Annotated in this window: 21 protein-coding genes and 1 tRNA gene; 17 read left to right on the forward strand and 5 right to left on the reverse strand. The window is 44.6% G+C overall.

Annotated elements, in window-relative coordinates:
• The first annotated feature begins 6 nt into the window (after nucleotides 1–6).
• Entirely contained in the window at nucleotides 7–1,287 is a 1,281-nt protein-coding gene (locus R8806_RS14745; RefSeq protein WP_124315535.1) for a thioredoxin family protein, read from the forward strand.
• 98 nt (nucleotides 1,288–1,385) lie between these two features.
• Nucleotides 1,386–1,457, forward strand: a tRNA-Arg gene (locus R8806_RS14750).
• 102 nt (nucleotides 1,458–1,559) lie between these two features.
• On the opposite strand, the gene R8806_RS14755 is transcribed toward R8806_RS14750, so the two are convergent.
• Together R8806_RS14755 and R8806_RS14760 are read right to left on the reverse strand one after the other, a co-directional pair.
• Nucleotides 1,560–2,132 carry an ORF6N domain-containing protein gene (locus R8806_RS14755; protein ID WP_124315575.1) on the reverse strand — a complete coding sequence of 191 codons (573 nt, stop codon included), beginning with the start codon at nucleotides 2,130–2,132 and terminating at the stop codon, nucleotides 1,560–1,562.
• A 184-nt stretch (nucleotides 2,133–2,316) separates the two neighbouring features.
• Nucleotides 2,317–2,898 carry an ORF6N domain-containing protein gene (locus R8806_RS14760; RefSeq protein ID WP_221230323.1) on the reverse strand — a complete coding sequence of 194 codons (582 nt, stop codon included), beginning with the start codon at nucleotides 2,896–2,898 and terminating at the stop codon, nucleotides 2,317–2,319.
• Nucleotides 2,899–3,044: 146 nt separating this feature from the next.
• Here R8806_RS14760 and R8806_RS14765 point away from each other — a divergent pair, with 146 nt between their 5' ends.
• The 11 genes from R8806_RS14765 to R8806_RS14815 all read left to right on the forward strand — a co-directional run bounded on the left by R8806_RS14765 (nucleotide 3,045) and on the right by R8806_RS14815 (nucleotide 17,726).
• Nucleotides 3,045–3,578, forward strand: a complete 534-nt coding sequence (locus R8806_RS14765) for an RNA polymerase sigma factor (RefSeq protein ID WP_124315533.1) — start codon at nucleotides 3,045–3,047, stop codon at nucleotides 3,576–3,578.
• Between the two features lie 47 nt (nucleotides 3,579–3,625).
• Nucleotides 3,626–4,753 (forward strand): FecR family protein, encoded by a 1,128-nt coding sequence (locus R8806_RS14770; RefSeq protein ID WP_164719526.1) that lies wholly within the window; start codon nucleotides 3,626–3,628, stop codon nucleotides 4,751–4,753.
• A 90-nt stretch (nucleotides 4,754–4,843) separates the two neighbouring features.
• Complete coding sequence (locus tag R8806_RS14775) at nucleotides 4,844–8,218, forward strand: SusC/RagA family TonB-linked outer membrane protein (RefSeq protein WP_151412102.1); 3,375 nt, start codon at nucleotides 4,844–4,846, stop codon at nucleotides 8,216–8,218.
• A gap of 22 nt (nucleotides 8,219–8,240) precedes the next feature.
• Nucleotides 8,241–9,737 carry a RagB/SusD family nutrient uptake outer membrane protein gene (locus R8806_RS14780; RefSeq protein ID WP_124316783.1) on the forward strand — a complete coding sequence of 499 codons (1,497 nt, stop codon included), beginning with the start codon at nucleotides 8,241–8,243 and terminating at the stop codon, nucleotides 9,735–9,737.
• Nucleotides 9,738–9,743: 6 nt separating this feature from the next.
• Nucleotides 9,744–10,556: a DUF4843 domain-containing protein gene (locus R8806_RS14785; protein ID WP_164719630.1), complete on the forward strand. Its 813-nt coding sequence runs from the start codon at nucleotides 9,744–9,746 to the stop codon at nucleotides 10,554–10,556.
• A gap of 18 nt (nucleotides 10,557–10,574) precedes the next feature.
• A complete protein-coding gene (locus tag R8806_RS14790) occupies nucleotides 10,575–12,098 on the forward strand; it encodes a PKD-like family lipoprotein (protein WP_124316781.1) in 1,524 nt (507 codons plus the stop codon).
• 30 nt (nucleotides 12,099–12,128) lie between these two features.
• Nucleotides 12,129–13,235, forward strand: a complete 1,107-nt coding sequence (locus tag R8806_RS14795) for a thioredoxin family protein (RefSeq protein WP_124316780.1) — start codon at nucleotides 12,129–12,131, stop codon at nucleotides 13,233–13,235.
• Nucleotides 13,236–13,775: 540 nt separating this feature from the next.
• The gene (locus R8806_RS14800; RefSeq protein ID WP_124316779.1) at nucleotides 13,776–14,750 is read left to right on the forward strand and encodes a polyprenyl synthetase family protein; all 975 of its coding nucleotides are present in this window, start codon (nucleotides 13,776–13,778) and stop codon (nucleotides 14,748–14,750) included.
• 13 nt (nucleotides 14,751–14,763) lie between these two features.
• Nucleotides 14,764–15,210: a dCMP deaminase family protein gene (locus tag R8806_RS14805; protein WP_087419151.1), complete on the forward strand. Its 447-nt coding sequence runs from the start codon at nucleotides 14,764–14,766 to the stop codon at nucleotides 15,208–15,210.
• Nucleotides 15,211–15,221: 11 nt separating this feature from the next.
• The gene (locus R8806_RS14810) at nucleotides 15,222–16,820 is read left to right on the forward strand and encodes a S41 family peptidase (RefSeq protein WP_124316778.1); all 1,599 of its coding nucleotides are present in this window, start codon (nucleotides 15,222–15,224) and stop codon (nucleotides 16,818–16,820) included.
• 3 nt (nucleotides 16,821–16,823) lie between these two features.
• A complete protein-coding gene (locus tag R8806_RS14815) occupies nucleotides 16,824–17,726 on the forward strand; it encodes a DNA/RNA non-specific endonuclease (RefSeq protein ID WP_124316777.1) in 903 nt (300 codons plus the stop codon).
• A 10-nt stretch (nucleotides 17,727–17,736) separates the two neighbouring features.
• Here R8806_RS14815 and R8806_RS14820 read toward each other — a convergent pair whose 3' ends face one another.
• Both R8806_RS14820 and R8806_RS14825 read right to left on the reverse strand, forming a co-directional pair.
• Nucleotides 17,737–18,261, reverse strand: a complete 525-nt coding sequence (locus tag R8806_RS14820) for a TlpA family protein disulfide reductase (RefSeq protein WP_124316776.1) — start codon at nucleotides 18,259–18,261, stop codon at nucleotides 17,737–17,739.
• A gap of 17 nt (nucleotides 18,262–18,278) precedes the next feature.
• Complete coding sequence (locus R8806_RS14825; protein ID WP_027200712.1) at nucleotides 18,279–18,485, reverse strand: hypothetical protein; 207 nt, start codon at nucleotides 18,483–18,485, stop codon at nucleotides 18,279–18,281.
• Between the two features lie 178 nt (nucleotides 18,486–18,663).
• Between R8806_RS14825 and R8806_RS14830 the strand changes: the two genes are divergently transcribed.
• From R8806_RS14830 to R8806_RS14840, 3 genes are read left to right on the forward strand one after another with little or no spacing between them, the layout of a single operon-like run.
• Nucleotides 18,664–19,875: an ATP-binding protein gene (locus R8806_RS14830; RefSeq protein ID WP_124315891.1), complete on the forward strand. Its 1,212-nt coding sequence runs from the start codon at nucleotides 18,664–18,666 to the stop codon at nucleotides 19,873–19,875.
• Nucleotides 19,876–19,877: 2 nt separating this feature from the next.
• Nucleotides 19,878–20,831, forward strand: coding sequence for a tRNA-dihydrouridine synthase family protein (locus R8806_RS14835; RefSeq protein ID WP_124315892.1), 954 nt, complete (start codon nucleotides 19,878–19,880; stop codon nucleotides 20,829–20,831).
• A gap of 6 nt (nucleotides 20,832–20,837) precedes the next feature.
• Nucleotides 20,838–21,209, forward strand: coding sequence for a YbaN family protein (locus R8806_RS14840; protein ID WP_124315893.1), 372 nt, complete (start codon nucleotides 20,838–20,840; stop codon nucleotides 21,207–21,209).
• 38 nt (nucleotides 21,210–21,247) lie between these two features.
• On the opposite strand, the gene leuS is transcribed toward R8806_RS14840, so the two are convergent.
• Nucleotides 21,248–24,019 carry a leucine--tRNA ligase gene (gene leuS / locus R8806_RS14845; protein WP_124315894.1) on the reverse strand — a complete coding sequence of 924 codons (2,772 nt, stop codon included), beginning with the start codon at nucleotides 24,017–24,019 and terminating at the stop codon, nucleotides 21,248–21,250.
• Between the two features lie 250 nt (nucleotides 24,020–24,269).
• Here leuS and R8806_RS14850 point away from each other — a divergent pair, with 250 nt between their 5' ends.
• Nucleotides 24,270–25,307 (forward strand): HmuY family protein, encoded by a 1,038-nt coding sequence (locus tag R8806_RS14850; RefSeq protein WP_124315895.1) that lies wholly within the window; start codon nucleotides 24,270–24,272, stop codon nucleotides 25,305–25,307.
• Nucleotides 25,308–25,355 lie beyond the last annotated feature (48 nt).

Here is a 25,355-nt window from a genome sequence, read left to right on the forward strand (position 1 = left end):
GTTTTTATGAACAGAATAAAATGCGTGATTGCGATCATTTTGTGTAGTTTCTATTTTGTTTCCCGGGGACAGACCTCTGTCTCGTGGGAAACGAACCTAAAAAAGGCAGTTGAGAAAGCGAAATCCGAAAATAAACTTGTTTTCGTCAATTTCGTGGCAGAAGGACTTGCGCCAAGCGTTCAATTTGCACGGCAAATCGGTGAATCTCAGGAATTGGCCCAATATTTCGAATCTCGTTTTGTTAGTGTGTTAGTGGATATTTCCAAAGATCAGCAGGTTGCTCGACAATACCAAATCCAAGGATTACCAACCTTGCTTTTCCTTGATTCCCGGGGAAAAGAGATCAAGCGGTTGTTAGGTGGCGTAACCCCCGAGCACATTATCTATTGGGCGCAAGTCCTGACAGGTGAGAAACCTTCCGTTGATATGCTGTGGGAGCAATATCGACAGGATAAAGACAATCTTGCGCTCATGGGGCAAATATTGCGGGAGATGCCGATTTATTCCTTGGGATTAACCTCTCGAGCGGATGCGGAAAAGTGGCAAGATCGCGTGGAAAAGTTATTTCAAACCTATTGGAACGCGAAACCTCGAGAAGAGATGATCAACGAGAAAGACTTTGGAATCATCGTGCTTTATTGTCAAAAGTGGGAGGAGAAAAACGACCCAGTGGAATTCGTGATCAAACACTACGAAGAGTATGCGAAAATTATTCCGGCTCAGATGTTGATTTCTTATTTGGCTTCATACGTGAACACTTTGGTCAATAATTTAGCTATGGCTGGAGACTTGGCATACAAACAAGTATTGGCTCGTTTGCAGGGGGATTTGAAACCGATTTTCGATGTCGTGCAGACAAAAAGTTTACCGGTGGAATATCTGATGACCGCCAAGGCGGATGCCTTGTACACCTTGTTTCGTGAAAAAGATCAGGAGAAATACATCCAACTTCAACGTGATTATTTGGAGAAAATGGGGGACTTGGCCGGGAAAGAGGATTACCAAAATGCAGCGATGAACTTATTGGTGAAAATGCAAAATAAATTAACACGTGAGTCGGCCACCCAAGCTTTACTTTGGTTGGATAAACTGATTTCTTTTCCCATGGAGGTAAGTGAAAAGGCCGTATTTGTCGCATCCATGGGGGATTGTTATCTGACTTTGGAGAATAAACAGAAAGCTAAAGAGTGTTTCAATCAGGCATTTATGATGTCTTTGCAATCACAAGACCCGCAGTTGCAGGCGTATTTCCAACAGAAGGTTGCGGCCCTTTCTGATGAGGAATAATCGATTGTGGATAGATATTTGCGTGATATTCATGATTAGTTGATAAGATTGATTTGGAATAAACGTTTTTTTCGATTAGTTTTGCAGTCCAAATAAGGGCCCTTGTAGTTCAACGGATAGAACGGAAGTTTCCTAAACTTTAAATGGCAGTTCGATTCTGCCCGGGGGTACAGAAAGATAAAAGTTAAAAATTAAAAGCTAAAAGTTAAGGTATTCCGGTTACTTCTAGCTTTTTTTTATGGAGATAAGTTTTACTCGAGTGTATGGCACTTTTATTCATTATCACATTCTGGTAGCTGATAACCGATTCGTTTTCGTTCGTTAGTCCCTCGATTTTTTACTTGTAATTCGGCAAGTGTTTGGTTGATTAGTTCGAGTTGCATTCGGGTGTCCTCGTTTATATCGTTTTGGTCGGCAAACATTTCCTTGATATACTCTTTCAGTTCTTTCAATTCGTTTTTAATTTCCCCTATTTTATCTGTTGGAGAGTTGGCTATTAACTGTCGAACGGCGACAAAAGCTCGCATGATGCCCATGTTTACCTCGATAGCGATTTCTGAATTAAGGACGCTACTTAGCATGGCGACACCTAATTCCGTGAAAGCAAAAGGCATATATCTATTACCACCTCTTTGGTTTGAGGTGCAATTTCTGCACCTCAAACTATCGTACTCTTCTTTTGTCAACTCGAACATGAAATCCGACGGGAATCGTTTTAAATTATTCTTCACGGAACGTTTCAAATATTTTGTTTCTGTTCCATATAATTCAGCCAGATCAAAATCAAGCATGACCCTTTGTCCTCGGATTTCATAAATTTTATCTTGAATGATTTGCAGGTCCATCACGGTTATATTATTTAGTAGGATAAATGTAGTAAAAATAGATATAAATCATCACTATATAGCCACAAAGTTAAAGAATATGCAAATCAGGAGTACGTGTTCCATGAAATTCTATTAACTTCGCAGGCGGATAAACAGGATTAAATATGCTGAAAAGCTTGAGGTATAGAAAAGAGTTTGAGCTTTATAATTTTTCATTTTCACATCCCGGTAACTCATACCCGATTCTTCTTCTTTCCTTAAAGCCCCGGTCTTTTGCTTGTAACTCTGCTAGGGTTTGGTTTATTAATTCGAGTTGCATCCGGGTATCATCGTTAATATCATTATAGTCGGTAAAAACTTCTTCAAGGTACTCTTTGAGTTCTTTCATTTCCTGCTGGAGGAGTGAAACTCTATCCATAGGATGATTTAGCAATAGTTGTCGCATCGCCACGAAAGCACGTGTTATTAGAACACTTGTTTGTATAGCGATGCCACTTCGTAGTACTCTGGATAGCATTACCACACCATGCTCGGTGAACGCAAGTGGTAGAGCTGACTTTGGGCGTTTATTTCGAGATGTCATCACAAATTGTGATGACATGTTTTCCCATTCTGTAATTGAGAGTTGAAACATGAAATCTTCGGGGAAACGTTCTGCGTTACGTTTTACTGCTTGGTTCAATACCCGGGTTTCAACTTGATACATTTCAGCCAGATCGAAGTCAAGCATGACCTTTTGTCCTCGGATTTCATGAATTTTATCTTGAATGATTTGCAGGTCCATCACGGTGATATTATTTAGTAGGACAAATGTAATAAAAGTAAATATAAATCGTTGCTATATAGTTACAAAGTTAAAGAATATGCAAATCAAGAGTACGTGTTCCATGAATTTCTATTAACTTAGCAGGCGGATAAACAGGATTGAATATGCTGAAAAGCTTGAGGTATGGAAAAGAGTTCGAAGAACTGTACACGGGAAACTATTCCCGTCTGTACTACTATGCTTATCAGTTTTTGAATGATGCGGAGGTCAGTCGGGATGTGGTGAATGATGCGTTCGAGTACGTGTGGAAAAACTACGAGAACTTTCGGAAGATGAATGTGGTGGCGATTCTTTTCCAGAGCGTGCGGAATAAAAGTATAGACACGTTCCGTCACAATAAGGTGGAAGAGAATTACGTGGCATTGTATTCCCGTATGCTTTCGGAAGAGGATGCGGGGCTGGATGAGGAAAACGAGAAGATTGAACGGATATATAAAGTATTAGATAGTTTAACCCCGCAGACAAGGCATATCATGGAAGAATGTTATTTTAACCGGAAAAAATATGCAGAGGTTGCGGAGATGCTAAACATCAGTCCTAGTGCGGTAAAAAAGCACGTTATGAAAGCCTTGCGTTTATTGCGGGAAGAATTTCATATAAATAATGGCTCGGAGGGGGTGCCCGAAAATGAGGTCTAAACGTATTAATATAAATTAGGTCGTTAATAAACATGGATGATCAGGATATGAAAAATAAAAAGGATTTGCTGGATGCTTTGGATGATCCCGGCTCGTTGAGTCAGGAGGAGCTTGATGCAATTCTGGATGATCCGAAAGAACTGGAAGATGCTCGCTTGCTAGGGGATTATAGGCAGGCGTTTGTACGTTGTCATGCGTCCTTGAAACCTGATGTGAATAAAGAATGGAATAACTTCCGGCAGAGTAGAATCTCCGGTAAAAATAAAGGAAAACAATTGTGGATCGGTATCTCGATAGGTGTGGCAGCCTCTGTGCTTTTATTTTTCAGTTGGCAGATGTTCGATCGGACAGCCCCTGTCCCGGTTAACCAACCGATCGTGGCTTTTACCGCCAGCTCGCAATCTCAAGAAGTCCTATTGTCCACGGGTGACGGGCGTATGGTATCACTGTCCGCACCTCAGGCCGACAGCCTATTGCGAGAGACGGGAATCACCCGGGGAGAAGAGGAGTTGGATTACCAGCAAACGATCCGGGAAACAGAGATACATACCTTGACAACCCCTAGATGCGGAGCCTATCAACTTCGCTTGGCAGATGGTACTCAAGTATGGTTAAATGCCGAGAGCCGCCTGAAATATCCCAGTCGTTTTACCGGGGAACAGCGGGTAGTCGAGCTAGAGGGAGAAGGTTATTTCAAGGTAACGCCCGATTCCCAGAGACCTTTTATCGTGAAATCCGGCAATATCACGACGGAAGTTTTGGGAACCGAGTTTAATGTCAGGACTTACGTCCCCGATGATTCACACGTGACCTTGTTAAAAGGAAGCGTGAAAGTGAAGAACACGGATTCATCCTCGGAAGTGGTAATACAACCCGGGGAAGACGCTCATTTACAAGGAGACGGGACTTTTGACGTGCGGGAAGTTGACACGGACAATTACTATTTATGGACGGAAGGATATTTCTATTTTGATAATGAATCCGTGGTTGAGATCATGCGTGAATTAGGGCGGTGGTATAATATACGGGTCGAATTCGAGAACCTGCGAGCGATGAATTACCGCTTGCATTTCCTTGCCGAACGCGATCAGAAAATAGAAGAAGTACTACAATTATTGAACATGCTTGGTAAAGTACAAGCGACTTACGAAAACAATAAAATTTCGGTAAAATAAAAAATTTTTATCGTTTCTGGTACCCGATTTACATCTCAAAACGAAATCAGAATAAAGAATACGTATTTGAGTCATGTAAAAATAAATTAAATGAACAAATTTATGAAACACCAGAAACTCCAATTCAATTCGGGCAGTTTTCGACTGGCCGGGTTACTCCGAGTTGTGTTCTTGATGTGTTGCCTGTTATCGGCGGGTTTGACACAGGCGCAAGAGAAGAAAATCACGGCGGAATTCAAGGATACACCCTTATCCAACGTGTTAAAACAACTGGAAAAACTTTCTACCTACAAGATTCTCTTTACTTATGACGACGTGCAGTCCTACAAAGTCACGGCCTCTTTGAAGGACGCGACGATCACCGAGGCCTTGCAAAAAGTGCTTGATGGGAAGCCTTTTGTTTTCTCGGATGTGGCTAGCGGGAAGTATATCTCGGTTGTATATCAACCCAAGAAAAAATCCGATACCACGAAAGAGATCAAGGGAAAAGTCGTGGATAGTAAAGGGGAAACGGTTATCGGGGCCACTGTTCGGGTGGTGAATGCCACGATCGGGACGGCCACGGACGTTGACGGTAATTTCACTTTGCGTGTTCCGGAAGACGTGATGACACTTGAAGTCGGTTTTGTCGGGATGAAGACACAACTGGTATCCATCAAAGACAAAGCCGAAGTCCGTGTTGTGATGGAAGAAGATAATACCGTGTTGGAAGACGTGGTGGTTACCGGTATTTTCAAAAAGGCCAAGGAAAGTTACACGGGGGCTGTTTCCAGCATCTCTTCCGAACAATTAAAAATGTACAAGGGGCAGAATGTTCTGCAAACCTTGAAAAACATTGACGCATCCTTGAATTTCATGGTAAACAATGCCATGGGTAGTAACCCGAATAATGTACCTCAAATAAACATTCGAGGTAATTCTTCTTTACCCATGAGCGTGCAGGAATATAACGAAAGTATCAAAAATGATGTGAACTCTCCTTTGATCATCATGGATGGTTTCGAAATCACGTTGGAAAAGTTAATGGACTACAATGACGACGAGATCGAGTCCATCAATATATTGAAAGATGCGGCAGCCACGGCCATTTACGGTTCTCGCGGGTCCAATGGTGTGATCGTGGTCGTCACGAGACAACCGGAAGCGGGCAAGTTGAGGGTTAATGCCGAAATAGGAATGGATATTGAGGCTCCGGACTTGAGTTCCTATGATTTGCTGAATGCGGCAGAAAAACTGCAATTGGAAAAGATGGCCGGGCTATATGATTCCGATCTGCCGGGGAATGACGTGAAATATTCCGAAAGATATAATAAACGTTTGAAAGCCGTACTCTCCGGGGTGGACACGGATTGGTTGAGTAAACCTTTGCACACGGGTGTCGGTACCCATTATAATTTGCGTTTAGAAGGAGGAAGTGAGCAATTTCGTTGGAGTGGTGCTTTGGCTTACAAAAACGTGGTTGGAGCCATGAAAGGTTCTTCCCGGCGCAATTTTAACGGTTCCATCGTTTTGATGTACATGATGGATAAGTTGACATTCAAGAATTACACCTCTTACGGGATGAACCGGGGACGTGAAAGTCGGTATGGGGAATTTAGCACGTATGCGCAGCAACAACCTTATGATGCCCCGTATGACGAGAAGGGTAATCTCGTGCGTTATTTCGACGGTTTCCAGTATATCAATCCTGATAAGCAGAATCCGTTATATGATGCTTCACTAAACTCTTTCGATAAATCGGGATACCAATCGTTGACCAACAACTTTTCGATTGAATGGGATATTATCGAAGGATTGAAATTAAGAGGACAGCTGGGAATCTCCAGCACGGACAACAGCAGTGATTATTTCTTGCCGGCAGAACATTCTTATTTTACCTCCGGGGATAAAAAAGCGGAATATGCCACGGACGAGGGATTCTTCCGTCGTGGCTTGTATCGTTACGGAACCGGGAAAGAATATAGTTACAGCGGGAATGTTACGGTGACCTATAATAAAACTTTTGCAGAGAAACATCTTTTATCCGTGGGTGTTGACTGGTCATTGGCCGAAACAAAATCCCGTTCATATAGTTTCGAGTTGGAAGGATTTTCGAGCGAGGATATGAATTTTTTAGGAAATGCCCGTCAGTACATGAAGGATGGGATTCCCACCGGGACGAAGACAAGCACCCGTCGCTTTGGTTTAACCGGGAACGTGAACTACATCTATGACGGGCGTTACTACGTGGACTTGGCTTACCGTGTTGATGGTAGCTCCACGTTTGGGAGTGACAAAAAATACGCCCCTTTCTGGAGTACCGGTATCGGTTGGAACTTGCATAACGAGCAATTCCTGCAAGGCCATCCCGTGCTTACGACCTTACGGTTGAAAGCCTCTTACGGAGAAACCGGTTCACAACAGGGTTCCTCTACTGGGGCATCGACAACTTACAAGTATTCCACAGACAATAAATACATGAACTGGAACGGGACGATCTTGCAAGGATGGGGAAACCCCAAACTGACTTGGCAAAAGACGGACGAATTTAATGTCGGGATGGAGTTCGGTTTGTGGACAGGACGTGTAAAAGGAGAAATCAACGTGTACACGAAAAAGACGGCAAACCTTCTTTCCAACATGGACCTACCCCTGTCAATGGGATTTTCTTCCTATATCGCGAACGTAGGGGAAGTCGAGAATAAAGGTTGGGAAGCCTCTTTTAGCGGTTATGCCATTCGGAACTCGGAACGTAGGATGAACTTGATGTTTAGCGGGCAATTGGTTTACAACAAGAATAAAATCACCAAACTTTCCGATGCGATCAAGGCCCAGAATGAATTGTACTTGCAGGAGGATGTAGATGTGAGCAATCTGTTCTACGAGGGACGTCCGCAGAATGCCATTTATGCCGTCCGCTCTTTAGGTATTGATCCGAGTACGGGAAACGAGATCTTCTTGGATAAAAACGGGAAAATCACCGATACTTGGAAACCCTCCGATAAAGTATATTTAGGATCAAAAGATCAGAAATACAGGGGAAATGGCAGCATCATGTTTATGTGGAAAGGACTGACGGTCAACGTGGCCTGTTCCTATTACTGGGGAGGAAAGGTGTACAACGAGACTTTGTTGAACAAGGTAGAGGTAACAAAGAATACGTTATCCTCCCAAAACGTGGATGCCCGTGTGCTGAAATCCCGTTGGTTCCAAGCGGGTGACGTGACATTTTTCAAGCAATTGAGTAACACCCAGACCCGTGCAACCTCTCGTTTCGTGATGGATGACAACGTGTTCGAGATCTCGTCTATCGGCGTGCAATATCGATGGGATACCCCTTGGATTCAGAAATATACTCGTGCCACGTCGATCACGTTCGGTGTGAATATGTCTGACATCCTGCATTTATCATCCATTAAAATGGAACGGGGAACCAGCTACCCGTATGCTCGTAACATACAGGGATATATCAAGTTTTTATTCTAACACGTAACTAAAAACTGTATTTATGAAAAGATTATATATCATAACGGTACTCGTGGCTTTGTTGTCCGTTTCCTGTAATGACTGGCTGGATGTCCGGCCGGACACGGAACAGAAAGACAAAGATTTGTTTACCACGTACAAAGGATTCCAAGATGCCCTCTCCGGTTGTTACATGAGTTTAGCTAGTCAGGACATTTACGGTGAAAGATTAACGATGTCGAATATTGAATCTTTAGCCAATCTCTGGTACCAGTTCCGTAATTCGACACGTTACGAGGACAACGACCTCATGAACCATGACTACACGGGCGACTACTCCAAGACTGCCGTGAAGACCATTTACGCGGGATTGTTCAACGTGATCGCCCAAGCGAACATGATTATTAAATATGCCGAGAAGAACGGGGAGGTTATCGAGGATCCCGCGGCTCGTGCCGTTATCACGGGAGAGGCATACGCTATTCGTGCTTTTTGCCAGTTGGACGTGCTGCGTTTGTTCGGGCAAATGCCGCAAGGTGCCTCCCGGCAAGTGGAATTACCTTATTCCGAAACGACCTCGATTGACGAGATGCCCGCTTATTATAGTTTTGATGATTACGTCGTGAAATTGGAAAGCGACTTGTCGAAAGCGGAATCTTTGTTGAAAGACAATGATCCCTTGTTCCAATATACTTTTTCCGAGTTGAATTCAGCGAACAGGAATGAATTAAGCGATAGCTACATGTACTATCGTCAGTCCCGGATGAATTATTGGGCGGTGAAAGCCATCCAAGCCCGTATGTACCTTTACTTGGGAAAGAAAGACAAGGCGTACATGCTGGCCAAAGAAATTATAGAAGCCAAAGGTGCTGACGGGGAACTGGTAATGACTATGAGCGGCGAAACTGATATTGCCAAGGGATATAAAGCTTGCCCGTCGGAATGTTTGCTCTATCTCAGTAAATATGACGTGAAAACATACTCGTCCGTTTTCCTGATCGGCAACAAGGTAGACCAACAGGCTGGAGCCGGACACCTCGTGATTTCCAGCTCCATGCTGAGTGACCTCTACGCGGGACAAAACACGGGTTCGCACAACAGGTATCTGAATTGTTGGAACCGGAACGTGAAAGATGCGTCGGCTAACCTGTATGGAGCCCTTACAAAATATTATTTTGCAGATGACGCTGAAAACCAGATGTTATATTACCAGATTATCCCGTTGTTACGGATGTCCGAGATTTATTTGATCGCGATGGAAACCTCTTCCGATCTGGACGAAATAAACGAATGGTACCACGATTATATGCTGGCTCACTCCGTTGTGTTGAACGAAGCGGGTTTCTCCGCCTTGAGCGAGGTCCCCGGGGAGATGGTTAACGAGTACCGTCGAGAGTTTTACGGTGAGGGACAAATGTTCTACACGTATAAAAGAACCGGGGCGACGACAATACTTTGGGGGAACGGGAATGTCGACGAGAACGTGTACATCGTTCCTCTCCCGGAAACAGAATATAATCCTAACTCTCAAATAAAGTAAATGGTTATGAAACAGTTAATAAATATACTGATCGGGTGCCTGTTCCTTTTCGGAATGAGTTCTTGCGAGAAAGATTTGCCAGTGTACGAAACCCCGGATTGTTGGTTGAATTTCGTGTACTACAATTATGACGGTTCCATACTGGAGACGGAAAAAGTTACCGACGAGATACGATATGCTTCCTATTCGTTCGTGTATGCCGGGGACGAAGTGGAGATCGACACGGTTTGGTTTGAAATTTCAACCATGGGATTCGTGTCGGATGAGGACCGGCCGTTAGAACTGGAACAAATTCAGACCGGGAAAAATGACGCGAAGGCCGATGTGCATTATGTCGCTTTTACCAATGAAGAACTGAAGGCGAAATATTACATGATTCCCGCCCGTAAAACGGGAACTAAAATTCCCATTGTTGTGAAGAAAGATCCTTCATTGAACAGTGGAGACGTGATTCTGCAGTTTACTTTCAAGGATAACGGTTATTTCAAACCGGGATATGACGGGTTGACAACCCGCACGTTATCTATTTCTTCGAAGTTAACAAAACCATCGGTATGGGAGGAATCCTATTGTGACTATACGTTTGGTCTTTACGGGCCGGAAAAACATCGCTTGATGATCGAGTGGACTGGAGAAAAGTGGGATGACGAGTATATCAAGGAATTGATGGACGGGGATTCGGCCTATGTTAACTACTTGGCCGGTTGGTTTGCCCGGAAGTTGGAAGAAGAGAACGCGAAACGGGAAGAGGCCGGAGAGGAACCCTACAAGGAAGAAGATGGAACGCCAGTTAGTTTTGAGCCTAAAAGTTGGAGTTAATTTTAAAAGTAAGAAGATATGAAAAAATATATCATATTATCCGTGTTATTCACGTTGTTCGGATTGGTATCCTGTTATGATGATGATAGTAGCTTGGGAACCAAGAACATCGGGGACATAACGATCGGAACCTTGGAAGACGCGTCGATTATTTCTTATAGTGGGAATAAATTAATTCGTGAGCCGGAAATCGAGACGACTTACCCGGACGATCAATTAACCTACGCGTGGTACATTTACAAGGAAGATCAAGACAAAGGATTCCGGACGAATAAAATCGATTCGGTCAAGAACCTGTCGTACGAGGTAAATTTGCCGGCAGGAAGTTACACGATTATTTTTGAAGCCACGGCAACCGCGAATGGCTACGCTGCGACGGCAGAGATGAAACTTGCCGTTTCCACCACGTTTTCGCAGGGATTCTATATCTTGAAAGAGACGGTAGACTGGAACACGGAACTGGACGTGTACACGCAGAACGGGCTAGTCTCCGATCTTTTAGCCTCGACCCAAGGGGAAGCCTTATCCGGTTCTCCTCGTGATCTCTCCGTGGGTTACAGCCAAGCCTTTATCGACACCGAGGAGAACAAAATGGTGAACGCCAATACCGTCTGTATCACCACGGAACAGAATAAACTTATTTGCCTTCGCACCGTGGACATGCTGAAAGCGTTTGATAATTCGAATCTACTTTTCGAGGAAATGGAGGCGGACGAGGAACCCTATTGTCTGGTTCGTAGTCTTGCCAGTATATTCTATTTCTCGAACAAGGGAATCCGCTCTTCTTCAACCAGTGAAAATAGTGGAAAAATGGGATTCCCGCTGGATAACGGGGGAAGTAAACACGTTCAGCTTGTAAACGGGGGATTCGGGGGGCATGTGTATTGGAATAACACGAAACATCGCGTTATGACCGTGGATTACAGTTGTATTGCGGCATCTGAAGTCGAGTACAACACGGAGATCAATCAAGATAACCTAGAATGCCTATCGAGCGGCCTTAACTACGTGGGTGGTGTCGAAACCATCTATTTCCTGTGTCAGGATAAAGTTTCCGGTACCCGTTACCTGTACTTGCTTTCCGGTGGTAAGATCGTGGAAATCCGGCCGTTGAGTTCGGCTTTGCATTTGGCGCAAGGAGGCATTATAGCCGGGAATGGGATGACCGGGACATTTATTTACAGCGTACACAACAATAAACTGTATGCCTATAATTTTGATGCGGAAACGGAAATCGAGATCCCCGTCACGGGCCTTCCGGCAGGAGAAACGATTTCCTATATTTTTAATCTGTATTGGAATATGGGTCCATTTGGGGACACCTCCTTGAACTTTGACAATATCGTGATTGGGACGCAGAAAGAAAACACCTATACCGTGTACTTGTATAACATCCGCGGAGGACAGCCATATGGAGATCCCGTTGATAAATTCTCCGGGGAAGGAAAATTGAAAAGCGTCCGTTATGTTTGCCAGCTAGTCGTGGATCAGACCGCCATGCTTGGACCGATGTATGGATATGGTCCATGTTTCCCTTATTGATAAATGATACTTTACTAAAAATTTAATACGATGAAAAAAATTATTCTATTCTTGTCCGTTTCCTTGTTTACTTTTTCGTTAATGGCCCAGACGAATTTTCGGAATCTCGCTTACAAGGAAGCGCTTGCTGCCGCTAAAACCGAGAAAAAGCTAGTATTCATTGATTTCTACACCTCTTGGTGTGGTCCCTGCAAGATGATGATGAACAACGTTTTCCCGATGAAAAACGTGGGAGATTACTTGAATGCCAAATTCGTTTGTATAAAAATTGATGCTGAGAAGGGCGAAGGGCCAGAACTGGCAAAACGCTATCAGGTAAAAGCTTATCCGACTTTTATCGCGATAACTCCCGATGAAAAGATTTTAATGACCAAGGTGGGCGGGACGATGGACGGAAATGCTTTTATCGGTAGTATCGACCGTTTGATCGATCCGAACAAAACACCAGAACGTATGCGCCAACGCTATGAAAGCGGGGAGCGTACTGCCGCCTTGATTTCCGCCTATGCCGGGATGAAAATGGAAGAAGTTTATAAAAATCGTCAACCGGACATGGCCAAAAAGGATGAGGCTTTCAAGATAGTGCAAGATTATTTTAACGGTTTACAAGATAAGGAGCGTCTGGCAGAAGAAAACCTGTTTATCTACACGACTTACACGGGGAATACCACGGATGCTATTGCACAATATATGATTGCGAACCGAGATAGATTTGTTCCTGCAATTAAGAGTGATATTTCTGATCGAATAAGAGAATTGTACAGGATGGACGTTTTGAATTATCTATCCGCGCAAGTTCCTTTTGATCAAGAGCAATACGATATCATGAAGAAGGGAATCACGGATTTGGGATTGAATAAAGACGGTCGTTATACGACAGCATTTCGTTTTATTGAGTCTTATAGTAAAGGTGATTTAGACGCTTTTATGACGCTATGCGAGAAGGAGTATGATAAGTTGAATGAGGATTTTCAGTCTTTTCTCATGTATAATTTTGCTAATTTGTTCGTGAATGCAGACGAGGCGGTGAAAAAACGTGCGGCAAAATTTATACGTCATTCATTTCTGAATATGGATGCGACGATGATTGTGTTTGTAGCCCAACAATTGATGCAATTGGAAGGTAAAGGTCATTAATGGCCGAGAATATTAAAAGAGGCTTTCGAAATCGAATCGTTGAGTATCCCGGTTCTCTGAAATAGAGGCCGGGATATTTTTATGACTAAGGGAGGTCTGTAAGAGGAAAGCTCGTTGTCATCTCTTTGTTATCCGATATTTTATCTTTATTTTGTGATCAAGTCATGATCACTCACGGATAAAGTTATTTTAATAAGCAATTAAAATATTAATAGAACGCTATTATATATAGCGTTTTAATAGGGATTTAATAGCGTTCTAATAGCGCTTTACACGAAAGTCATCCGGAACTATTCAGCTATTGTTTATCAATTAAGAGTGTTATCCGGGAGTTCATCATGACGATTACGGCATTAAGAATCAATAATTTGAAATTAGACCTGTTTTTCTGCGATTGGGTGAAGGTTTGAAAATCGGTTTATTTTTCACGCTGAGAGAAAAAAGGGATCTGTGTGGGAAAAAGATATTTCTTTGCATAGATGATGGGTTGTTGGCGCTTTTTTTATACTTTAGCCGAACTAATTTGAAAATGTGACGGATATGTATACCATAGATGAACTTAGAGCGATTATCAAAGAAGAGTTAGACAAGAAAGAGTATATACAGAAGCCGTATTCCTTGTTCGAACCGATTCTGTATATTCTGGAAGACGGGGGAAAACGCTTGCGGCCTCTTTTAACGTTGATGGCATATAATCTTTATCGGGAGGATATTGATAGGGTGCTGAAATCCGCTATCGGAATCGAGATCTTCCATAATTACACGCTTTTACATGATGACGTGATGGATGATGCGGAGTTGCGGCGGGGACGGCTGACTGTTCATAAAAAGTGGAATAGTAACGTGGCCATCCTGAGTGGCGATGCGGCGGCGATCACGGCCTACCAGTGCATCGAGCATTGCGAGGACAAGTATTTGCGCCGGGCGATTGATTTCTTTAACCAAGTGGCGATGGACGTGTGCCGGGGTCAGCAATACGATATGTTGTTCGAGACCCGGAATGATGTTTCGGAGAAAGAATATATCGAGATGATTTATTTGAAGACTTCGGTGTTGCTTGCCGGGAGTTTACGGCATGGAGCTTTGTTGGCTGATGCGCCGGAGCATGAGTATAACGCTTTGTATGAATTCGGGGGATACTTAGGGCTGGCATTCCAGTTGCAGGATGATTACTTGGACGTGTATGGTGACGTGGCGGAATTCGGGAAGAATATCGGAGGTGATATTGTTGCCAATAAAAAGACATATATGTTGATCAAGGCGTTGGAACTGGCCGATCCGGAGACGAAAGAAGAGTTGTGGGGATGGATCGAACGAAAAGAGTTTGACCACGAGGAGAAGATCAAGGCGGTGACTCGAATCTACGATCGTTTGGGTATTAAAGAACTTGCTTTCGCGGCGATTGATAAATATTTGAAGATGAGCCGGGATATTTTGGATAAGATTGATGTCCCGAGAGAAAGAAAAATTGATTTCTACGAGACACTGGATGCGATCGGGAATCGGAAAAAATAAAATGAAAGGATAAATGAGTAAATCGAAGCAACAGTTACTGGATGAGCGTTATTTGAGAATGGCCCGGATATGGGCGGAGAATTCGTATTGCGAACGTCGGCAGGTTGGTGCGTTGATTGTGCGGGGGGATGCCATTATATCCGACGGGTATAACGGGACGCCTTCCGGGTTCGAAAATATCTGTGAGGACGAGAATAATAAGACGAAACCTTACGTGCTGCATGCCGAGGCGAACGCGATCACGAAGGTCGCGAAGTCAAATAACAGCAGTTTGGGGGCAACGTTGTACGTGACAGCCTCCCCTTGCATCGAGTGTGCCAAGTTAATCATTCAGGCCGGAATCCGGCGGGTGGTGTATTCCGAGAATTACCGGAGTGTTGATGGGATCGAGTTGTTGCAGAAAGCCGGGATTGACGTGGCGTTTATCGAGTTGAACGAGAATCAGGAAAATAAAGATTAAATTGGAAGAGAATGAATAAGAGTAATTTGAGGGCTTTGTTGACTCCGATCGTGCTGGCTTTGGCCATCGTGTTCGGGATGATGTTGAACCGGTTCTTGCCGGACCGTACACAGGTGTCAGCGTCCTCGGAAATGTTTTTGCCCGTGACGGGAAGTAAGCTGGATTTGATTATCAGTATGATACAAAATTCGTACGTGGATACCGTGGACACGAGGCAGATCGTGGAGAATACAATTCCGGTCTTATTGAAGGATCTGGACCCACACACGGTATATATTCCCGCGAAGGATATGCAACGGGCAAATGAGGGGATCGTGGGAAACTTCGGGGGTGTTGGAATCCAGTTTTACAAGTACCTAGATACGGTGACCGTCGTGAAGGTGGTTCCGGGTGGACCTTCGGAGAAAGCCGGGATAAAGGACGGGGACCGGATTGTGCGGGTGAACGATTCTTTGGTTGCTGGGGTAAAGATGGGGCAGGATAAGATTCAGGAGTTGATGAGGGGGGAACTGGGAACGAAAGTGGAGTTGACGATCGCTAGAAGAGGGGAGCCGAAGTTAATCACGAAAGAGGTGGTTCGCGGAAGTATTCCGGTGAAGAGCGTGGACGTGGCGTATATGCTGAATGACACGACGGGTTATTTGAAAACGAATACTTTCGGTATGCACACGTATGCCGAGTTCATGCAAGCGTTGGTGAAGTTGAAGGCAGAGGGAATGAGGAAAATTATTATCGATTTGCGGGAGAATGAAGGAGGGGTGTTACCGATTGCGATACAAATGATTAACGAGTTCTTGGATGCCGACCGTTTGATTCTTTACACGCAGGGACAGGCGCAACCTCGTGCAGATTATAAGTCTAACGGCAAAGGGCAATTTAAGGATTTGCGCGTGGATGTGCTGATCAGCGAGTTTAGCGCGTCAGCCAGCGAGATTTTTGCCGGGGCGATACAGGATAATGACCGTGGGTTGATTATCGGGCGTCGTTCGTTTGGTAAGGGATTGGTTCAGGAACAGCGGATGTTGCCTGACGGTTCGGCCTTGCGTTTGACGGTGGCCCGTTATTACACGCCTTCGGGACGTTCTATCCAGAAACCGTATAACGAGGGGAAAGAGAAGTATTATAATGACCTTTACAATCGTTTGGTTCACGGGGAGTTCTCACAGAAAGACAGTATTGTTTTTGACGAGAATTTGAAATACCAGACCGTGGGCGGGCGTACCGTGTATGGTGGTGGCGGTATCATGCCGGATGTTTTCGTGCCGGCGGACACGACCGGGGTTTCCCGTTATTTGAGCGACGTGACGAGAACCCAGTTCTTGTACGAGTACACGTTTGATTTCATGGATCGGCATCGTCCGGAAATGACGAATCTGAAGGATTACAAGCAGATTCAGAATTACCTGAAATCATTTGACCTAGTGAACGAGATGGCGAATTATGCTGCCCGTCGCGGATTGAAACGGGACGAGAAGGGAATCAAGGAGTCCTACCAAGTTTTGCGTACTCGGATCGAGGCGTATATTGCCCGTCACACGATAGATGACGAGGGATTCTACCCGATTCTTGGTCAGATTGATAACACGTTGCAAGAAGCGATTAAACAATAATTGATGAAGAGTATATTACACGGGAGGCTGATTTTTGGCCTCCTGTTTCTGTTTCTTGCCTTAGGTAGTTTTGCCGACGGGCGCTATATTCCGGTTTATGATGACGGGATACGGGTGGATTACAAGCATTATTGCTTGGGATTCAACAAGGAGCATAAACAAGCGAATTGGGTGTACTATGAGTTGGGTTCCGCAAACTTGACAGGGAAAGCGAGCCGGAAGAATGATTTCCGGGTGGATCCGAAGATCAGTCGCTGGAGCGCCACGCCCGACGATTACAAGCGGAGCGGTTACGACCGGGGGCATTTGTGTCCCGCGGCCGATATGTCGTTTAACGCGAAGGCGATGAGCGAGACGTTCTACATGTCGAATATGTCTCCCCAAGTGCCGATGTTTAACCGGGGAATCTGGAAAGAGCTGGAGGAACACGTGCGTAACCGGGCCCGGAAGGAGAAGCTGTACGTGGTGACGGGACCGATTTTCAAGAGTAATAAAGGTGCGATCGGCAAGGGGAAAGTGGCAGTTCCGGGATATTACTACAAGTTGTTTTATTCGCCTGCCAAGCAGCAAATGATCGCTTACGTGTTGCCTAACGAGGAGAGCAAGCGTCCCTTGAATAGTTTTGCCGTTTCCGTAGATAAGGTGGAGAAGATGACGGGGATTGATTTCTTTTCTCAATTACCCGATGATTTGGAGCGGGAGTTGGAGGCGGACACGCTTTCGCACGTGTCACGGGATGGGGGACAGGCTTCGGGAGGTTCGTATCGTCCGACAAGAAATCAACAGGTGATAGCGGTTGTCGCCGTAGTTGTGATCTTTCTTGTTGTGCATTTCTTGATAAAACACCGTGGAGGTAAGAAGAAGAAAAAGAAACCGGCACGCAAACCGGCAAAGAAAAAGAAATAAGCCAATCGGCTTATTTCTCTTTTAAAAGTTTATCAATGACTTTCACCATTTCCTCGAATTCTTTCGGGTCGTAGAGACGGGTGAGGAAGGCGATGTTGCCTTTCTTGTCGATGATGATGTTACGGGTGACTCCGGCTCCCTGTGCGGCGTAGGTGTAGAATGCTTTACCTTCCGGGTCAAGGAGTAGAGGATAGGTGATCTTGATGTCCTTGGCGAACTTTTCGGTGGTTTCTTTGCTCTCCTTGAAGTCGATGCCGAAGAGTGCGAACTCTGGGTTGTTCTTGTATTTCAGCCAGATGTCTTTTTCGATAAAAGGCATTTCCTTACGGCATACACCGCACCAACTGGCGGTGAATTGTATCATGATGACTTTTCCTGTCAAGTCTTTTAGTTGTTTCTTGGTTCCGTCGGGAAACAGTAACTCGATGTTCGGGGCTTTTTCGCCTACTTTCACGATATACCCCCTGTCGTCTTGCTGGGCCTTTGTTAGCGAACAGGTCATGACCAGTAATAGTATAAATGTCAGATGTTTCATAGGATGATGTATTTGTATTAATAACGTTTCAAGCTTTTAGGACTACCACTCCACGAGCATCCGAGACAATAAAGGGTTTCCGTGTCGAATCCTTCTAGGGAATCTCCCTCGTGGACGGGGACAACAACGTAGTCGGTCGTGACTTGTACGAGACAATTATTTCCCTTCTCGTCTTTCACGTAAAAGCGGCGTATTCCGCATTTGGGGCAGAGTAAAAATTTCATATCACAAATTTTGAGGCATAGTTAATGATTATTCTTGATAGTTGTACGTGAGTTTGGAATAAATATGTTCCAAAAGGTTGGCATTTTTTCGTGTACGAAAAAAATGAGACAAAAGAAACCATTTCTTTTCGTATGAGAAAAGAAATTTGTAATTTTGGATAACAATTAATTATGAAACATGGAAATACCGCATTATTATGCTAGAATGATCTATCTGGATCGAATAAAACCATTTATTGACACGCAGATTATAAAAGTTTTAGTGGGGCAAAGGCGTGTCGGGAAAAGTTTTATGCTTTTTCAGTTAATGGATTACATCCGGGGGAAAAATGCGAACGCTGATATACTATATATTAATAAGGAATTATTTGAATTTGATTCTCTCCGGGATTACACGGATTTAATGTATTATATACAGAAACACAGGGAAGGAAAGACAGGGAAATGCTATCTTTTTATTGATGAGGTGCAGGATATAATGTCATTTGAAAAGGCCTTGCGGGGATTGTTGGCTGATGGGGGGTATGATATTTACTGCACGGGAAGTAATGCCCGGATGCTATCGGGGGAATTAGCCACTTTTTTGAGTGGACGTTACGTGGAATTTAGAATTTGGGGGTTGAATTATTCGGAATTTATGCAATTCCACCAGTTGGAGGATAGTGATGAAACATTTTCCCGGTATTATAAATTTGGGGGACTTCCTTATTTGGTAAACTTACCTTTTGACGAGGGGATCGTGTCGGAATATTTAAGAGGTATCTATAACACGATTCTTCTGAAAGATATTGTTGATAGGCATGGTATTCGTAATGTTAGACAATTACAGGATCTTACCGTGTATTTGGCTGACACGATCGGCAATATGTTTTCGGCGAGTAGTATTAGTGAATATCTGAAGTCTCAAAGGATTGATTTGACCCCTAAGATGATTTTGGAGTATTTAGGGTATCTGGAGAATGCTTTTTTTGTTCGTCGGGTGCGTCCCGTGGATATTCAAGGTAAGAAACAATTTCGGGTAGGGGAGAAATATTATTTTGAAGATTTGGGTATCCGCCACGTGATTCGACCTTTCCGTCCGGATGATATTGGTCAAGTGTTGGAAAATGTTGTCCATCATCATTTGATGGTTCGTGGATACACGGTTCATGTCGGGCGCGACGGGGACCGGGAGGTCGATTTCGTGGCGGAGCGTGATGGTGAAAAGTTGTATATTCAAGTCGCCGCTTCCGTGATGGAACAAAAGACTTGGGAGCGTGAATATGGAAATTTACTGGAGATTAGAGATAATTATCCGAAAATTGTAGTTACTTTAGACCCGCTTGAGGGGGCCTCTTTCCAAGGAATCCGGCAAATTCCCGTGCGGCGTTTTCTTTTAATGAATGATTAAGTATGAAAAAGTATAAGATACATTTTGCCCCGGTACAGGGGCTTACCGATTGGACGTTCCGGAATATACATGCGAAGTTTTTCGGGGGAGTGGATGCTTACTACACGCCGTTTATCCGGGTGGAGAAGGAGGATTCGTTTCGTTCAAGGGATATGAAGGATTGCGATCCGGAGTTGAATAGCGTGGAGTTGCTAGTTCCCCAAGTGTTGGGAGGAGAGCCTGCGGAGTTGGATGTTTGCTTGCAGATGTTGGAAGGACGGGGATACAAGCAGGTGGATATTAACATGGGATGCCCGTTCACGATGATTTCTCGACGGGGAAAGGGTGCCGGATTGTTACCTCACCCGGAGAGGGTGGAGGCCTTGCTGGAGGTGGTGAAGGATTTTCCGGAGATACAATGTTCCGTGAAGATGCGGTTAGGGTGGGAAGATCCGGGGGAATGTTTGAAATTATTGCCCTTGTTGAACGCGGCCCCGTTGGCAGCTATATTTCTTCATGCCCGGGTTGGCGTGCAGGAATACAAGGGGGAGACGGATAAGGAGGCTTTCGAGGCGTTTTACGAGGGGTGTGAACATCCGTTGTATTATAACGGGGACATTTTGACCTTGGAGGATATTCAAGCCGTGACGGAGCGTTTCCCTCGTTTGGAGGGAGTGATGATCGGGAGAGGTTTGTTGGCGAACCCGGCCTTGGCACAAGAGTACGTGGAGGGAAGGGTGCTTGCTGGGGAGGAACGATTGAGGAAGTTCAAGGCATTTCATGCCGAATTACTTGCGGGGTATGCCGAACGATTGCAGGGGGATCATCAGTTGTTGATGAAGATGAAAACGTTCTGGGAGTATTTCATGCCTTCAACGGACCGGAAGGTTTTGAAGAAAATTCACAAGAGCAATAAGTTGACGCAGTATAACGAGGCGGTGGTAAAGGCTTTTATGCCGGGTGACGAGGAAGAGTAAGTGCGAATGAAGAGAACGATATATATCATCATCGGTTGTATTTCCGTGGTTTTGGGGATTATTGGCATTTTTGTTCCCGGGTTACCGACTACACCCTTTTTGTTGTTGAGTTCGTGGTTGTTCTATAATAGTTCGAAACGATTACATAATGCTTTACACCGTTCGAAATGGTTGGGGCCTTACTTAAGGCGTTTTCAAGAACGTAAGGGTGTCGGGTGGAAGACAAAAGCGGTGTCGATAGTGTGTATGTGGACGATGATTTCTATTTCGGCTTTCGTGGTTTTCGAGAACTGGCATGTGCGTTTGTTGCTTTTGGGTTTGGGGGTGATCGGGACGTGTAGCGTGTTATTCATTGTCCCTAATGCTAAAAATAATTAAAGTAAAAAAGAGGAGATTTCTCCTCTTTTTACTTTAATTTATCCGATAACGATGTTCACGATTTTCTTCGGGACGATAATCATTTTTTTGATCTCTTTTCCTTCTAACCATTTCGTTGATTCGGGTGCGGCTTTGACTGCGGCCTCAATATCAGCATTGGTTGCCGTTAAGGGCATGGATAGTTTGAAACGAACTTTGCCGTTGAAAGATACCGGGTATTCAAAAGCGTCCTCCACTAGAAATTTTTCTTCCCATTTGGGGAATGACTCTTTCGTGATACTTTGAGTGTGTCCCAACAAGCTCCATAGTTCTTCCGCCATGTGTGGGGCGAAAGGTGCGAGAGCGATTACGAGGGGTTCTAGGACGGCCCGTTTGTTACATTTCAAGGCGGTCAATTCGTTCGTGCAAATCATGAATGCCGGAATGGACGTGTTGAAAGAGAAGTTCTCGATGTCGTATTCCACTTTTTTGATGGTTTTGTGCAGCACTTTTAACTCTTCTCTGGAAGGAGTTTCGTCGCTTACGCTGAAGTCTTCACCGACTTGGAACAGGCGCCAGAATTTGCGTAAGAATTTGTACACCCCGTCAATCCCTTGCGTGTCCCAAGGTTTGCTGAATTCCAGCGGTCCGAGGAACATCTCGTACAGGCGTAACGTGTCGGCCCCGTATTCTTCGATGATCGTGTCGGGATTTACCACGTTGAACATGGATTTTGACATCTTTTCAATAGCCCATCCACAGATGTATTTCCCGTTTTCCAAGATGAACTCGGCATTGGCGTACTCTGGCATCCAAGCCCGGAAGGCGTCTTGATCCAGCACGTCGTTCTTGACGATGTTGACATCCACGTGGATTTCCGTGGTTTTATATTGATCTTTCAGTCCGACGGAAACAAAGGTGTTTGTGCCTTGTATTCTGTACACGAAGTTTGAACGTCCTTGGATCATTCCTTGATTGATCAGTTTTTTGAAGGGTTCTTCTTCACAAGCCACGCCGAGGTCATACAGAAACATATTCCAGAAACGGGCGTAGATCAAGTGACCTGTGGCATGTTCGGAACCACCGAGGTAAAGATCAACATTTTTCCAATAGTTGCATATTTCGTGATCAACTAATGCCTTATTGTTGTGGGGATCCATGTAACGTAAGAAATAAGCGGATGAACCGGCGAAACCGGGCATCGTGTTTAATTCTAATGGATAACCGTCTTCTGTTTTCCAGTTTTTAGCCCGTCCGAGGGGTGGTTCCCCGCTCTCGGTGGGCAGGTATTTATCGACTTCCGGCAGTTCCAGCGGAAGTTTGGATTCGTCCAGCATGTAAGGAAGGTCGTCCTTGTAATACACGGGGAACGGTTCTCCCCAGTAACGTTGGCGGCTGAAGATGGCATCACGCAGGCGGTAGTTGATTTTGCTTTTACCGATGCCTCTTTTTTCTACTTCTCCGGCAATGTAGGCGATGGCCTCTTTGACTTCCATGCCGTTGATAATGCCGCTATTGATCATTTTACCTGCTTTTGCATCGTAGGAGCCTTCCGACATATCGTGTCCTTCCCCGTCATCGACAACGGGTACGATGGGCAGGTTGAAGTGTTTGGCGAAGGCGTAGTCACGGCTATCGTGTCCCGGTACAGCCATGATGGCTCCGGTTCCGTAGCCGGAAAGGACGTATTCACTGATCCAGATGGGTATAGCCTCGTTGGTGAACGGGTTGATGGCATAAGATCCGGTGAAGACTCCCGTAACCTTTTTCACTTCGGTCTGGCGTTCCCGTTCCGTGCGTTTGGACACGTAATCCAAATATTCGGCAACGGCGTCAGCCTGTTCGGGAGTTGTTAACGGTTTTACGTAGTCTGATTCGGGAGCCAAAACCATGAAACTAACCCCGAAGATGGTGTCGGGGCGGGTGGTGAAAATCTCTAATTTCAGATCGGAGTCTTTCACGTCGAACCTCACATCTGCTCCTTGTGAACGACCGATCCAGTTACGTTGGATGTCTTTCAAGGAGTCGGACCAATCAATGTTGTCAAGCCCGTCAAGCAATCTTTGGGCGTACGCGGAAACCCGCAATGACCATTGACGCATTTTCTTTTGTACCACGGGATAACCTCCGCGAAGAGATAATCCTTCCTTTACCTCGTCATTTGCCAGCACAGTTCCCAGTTGGGGACACCAGTTTACCATGGTGTCAGCCAAGTAGGCAAGACGGTAGTTCAGTAATATTTCTTGTTGTTCTTTCGTACTCTTGTTTTTCCATTCCTCGGCGGTAAAGTCCATCTCCTCACCGCAAGCGACGTTTAATCCTTGGGTTCCGACGGCCTCGAATGCTTTTACCAGTTCGGTAATTGGCATGGCTTTTTGCTCGTCGTAGCAATAAAAACTGTTGAACATCTGGATAAAAGTCCATTGGGTCCATTTGTAGTATTCCGGGTCGCAGGTCCGGATTTCACGGTCCCAGTCGAAGGAGAATCCGATTTTATCCATTTGTTCCCGGTAGCGACGGATGTTTTTCTCCGTGGTGATGGCCGGATGTTGTCCGGTTTGGATGGCATATTGCTCCGCGGGCAGACCATACGCGTCATATCCCATGGGATGCAGGACATTGAATCCTTTCAGATGTTTGTAACGGGAATAGATGTCGGAAGCGATGTAGCCTAGCGGGTGTCCCACGTGCAACCCTGCCCCGGATGGGTAAGGAAACATATCCAACACGTAATATTTGGGCTTAGAAGGATCGACTTCCACCCGGTAAGTTTTGTTTTCTTGCCAGTAGCTTTGCCACTTTTTTTCGACTTCCTTGAAATTGTATTCCATGTTAATCCTTTTTTAGTTCTCGTAATGAATCGCAAAGGTAATAAAAATCATACGATATTAATGTTGGAGAATAATGTACGATGCTAATTTTAAATTTTGTCGGTAAGAACCAAAGAAACAAGTCTTGATCTTATCCCTATAATCAAGTATGTAAAGGGCGTTTTTTACCCATTTTAAGGGATTGTGAGGGGGAGTGGGCTACTTTATTTTTGCGACATTAAATCGTTGTTAAACTAAATTTTTAAATATAATGAAAAAGATGAATTGGTTTCTTGTGGTTATCATGTTGTTCGGTGCGTGTTTTGCGGCTTGTACGGATGATGATGATAACGGTGGTTCTTGGGATGGAGAGTCCGTTACCGTAGATTGTGATCCATATGATGCTTGGTCATATTTTAGTTTCAAAGAGGGGAAGACGGTGAAAACGTTGAAAGTGAAGAGTATGGAAGGGGCTGTGACGGGAGTGTATTACGGAGATTTGAGTTCTAGTACTCTTATAAAGAATACCGATTCTTTGTTGATGGTGATTAATGAAGGCGTTGGTGATACCGTGGTTATTTCCTTCCCGGCTTGTGAAATTGGTGGAATGAGTGGAACAGAAACAACGGGTGCTAGTTTTTCTTTAAAAGCCATTGCAAAGAAAGAGGGGAATGTATGGAATATCTCAAGTGAGAAGTCGGTTGTTACGATGGAAAAGGAAGATGAAACCACGACGGATTATTATATGTCGATAAACGGAACAATCGGTACGACGAAAGATGCAGACTTTAGTCTTGCTCTGTATATGAATGTAAAGGCCATGGAAGATGGAGGTATGCAGATGAATATGGGAGGAACCTTTGCAGGGGAATCTACCGGAAAGACTTATGGAGTGGATGGTGATGAAACTTCTTTCGATTGGGATATTGCTTTCCATCGGTATGATATAAAAACGAATGGTGGGGCAGCCGTCATGTTACAGACCACGGATTTGGAAAGTGTTACTTCTGCCAGTGTTACCGGAGAAAGTTTCACTTCAGATGTGGATGGGGAAGTCATGGTGGATATGTCGGGAATGATGAGTGGTTTTGTTGGGTATCAACCCACGAAGGTTAACGAAGTGCTGGCTAAATGGGTAACGGCAACTCCTACCGGATCAATGCCCCCGTATTCTTATGAAATTAATGGTAAAGTGTTTGTTGTGAAGACTGCCGGCGGCGAATATGCAAAATTGCGTTTCACGGATATGTCTGATGCCACGGGTAAGAATGAGGCGGCTACATTTGATTACGAGTTTCCTCTAAAATAATTTTTGTTCATGATTTATCAACCGTAAGAGGAACAGTCTTTCTCTTAC

Source organism: Butyricimonas faecihominis (genome assembly GCF_033096445.1).
Classification (GTDB): Bacteria; Bacteroidota; Bacteroidia; order Bacteroidales; family Marinifilaceae; genus Butyricimonas; species Butyricimonas faecihominis.

What these genes read in the sequence shown, in the direction of transcription:
- R8806_RS14850 (WP_124315895.1), top strand. Translation starts at nt 24,270, where the DNA reads ATGAAAAAGATGAATTGGTTTCTTGTGGTTATCATGTTGTTCGGTGCG.
- R8806_RS14755 (WP_124315575.1), bottom strand. Translation starts at nt 2,132, where the DNA reads ATGGACCTGCAAATCATTCAAGATAAAATTTATGAAATCCGAGGACAA.
- R8806_RS14790 (WP_124316781.1), top strand. Translation starts at nt 10,575, where the DNA reads ATGAAAAAATATATCATATTATCCGTGTTATTCACGTTGTTCGGATTG.
- R8806_RS14805 (WP_087419151.1), top strand. Translation starts at nt 14,764, where the DNA reads ATGAGTAAATCGAAGCAACAGTTACTGGATGAGCGTTATTTGAGAATG.
- R8806_RS14825 (WP_027200712.1), bottom strand. Translation starts at nt 18,485, where the DNA reads ATGAAATTTTTACTCTGCCCCAAATGCGGAATACGCCGCTTTTACGTG.
- R8806_RS14840 (WP_124315893.1), top strand. Translation starts at nt 20,838, where the DNA reads ATGAAGAGAACGATATATATCATCATCGGTTGTATTTCCGTGGTTTTG.
- leuS (WP_124315894.1), bottom strand. Translation starts at nt 24,019, where the DNA reads ATGGAATACAATTTCAAGGAAGTCGAAAAAAAGTGGCAAAGCTACTGG.
- R8806_RS14760 (WP_221230323.1), bottom strand. Translation starts at nt 2,898, where the DNA reads ATGGACCTGCAAATCATTCAAGATAAAATTCATGAAATCCGAGGACAA.
- R8806_RS14800 (WP_124316779.1), top strand. Translation starts at nt 13,776, where the DNA reads ATGTATACCATAGATGAACTTAGAGCGATTATCAAAGAAGAGTTAGAC.
- R8806_RS14820 (WP_124316776.1), bottom strand. Translation starts at nt 18,261, where the DNA reads ATGAAACATCTGACATTTATACTATTACTGGTCATGACCTGTTCGCTA.
- R8806_RS14770 (WP_164719526.1), top strand. Translation starts at nt 3,626, where the DNA reads ATGAAAAATAAAAAGGATTTGCTGGATGCTTTGGATGATCCCGGCTCG.
- R8806_RS14780 (WP_124316783.1), top strand. Translation starts at nt 8,241, where the DNA reads ATGAAAAGATTATATATCATAACGGTACTCGTGGCTTTGTTGTCCGTT.
- R8806_RS14795 (WP_124316780.1), top strand. Translation starts at nt 12,129, where the DNA reads ATGAAAAAAATTATTCTATTCTTGTCCGTTTCCTTGTTTACTTTTTCG.
- R8806_RS14815 (WP_124316777.1), top strand. Translation starts at nt 16,824, where the DNA reads ATGAAGAGTATATTACACGGGAGGCTGATTTTTGGCCTCCTGTTTCTG.
- R8806_RS14835 (WP_124315892.1), top strand. Translation starts at nt 19,878, where the DNA reads ATGAAAAAGTATAAGATACATTTTGCCCCGGTACAGGGGCTTACCGAT.
- R8806_RS14775 (WP_151412102.1), top strand. Translation starts at nt 4,844, where the DNA reads ATGAACAAATTTATGAAACACCAGAAACTCCAATTCAATTCGGGCAGT.
- R8806_RS14765 (WP_124315533.1), top strand. Translation starts at nt 3,045, where the DNA reads ATGCTGAAAAGCTTGAGGTATGGAAAAGAGTTCGAAGAACTGTACACG.
- R8806_RS14785 (WP_164719630.1), top strand. Translation starts at nt 9,744, where the DNA reads ATGAAACAGTTAATAAATATACTGATCGGGTGCCTGTTCCTTTTCGGA.
- R8806_RS14830 (WP_124315891.1), top strand. Translation starts at nt 18,664, where the DNA reads ATGGAAATACCGCATTATTATGCTAGAATGATCTATCTGGATCGAATA.
- R8806_RS14745 (WP_124315535.1), top strand. Translation starts at nt 7, where the DNA reads ATGAACAGAATAAAATGCGTGATTGCGATCATTTTGTGTAGTTTCTAT.
- R8806_RS14810 (WP_124316778.1), top strand. Translation starts at nt 15,222, where the DNA reads ATGAATAAGAGTAATTTGAGGGCTTTGTTGACTCCGATCGTGCTGGCT.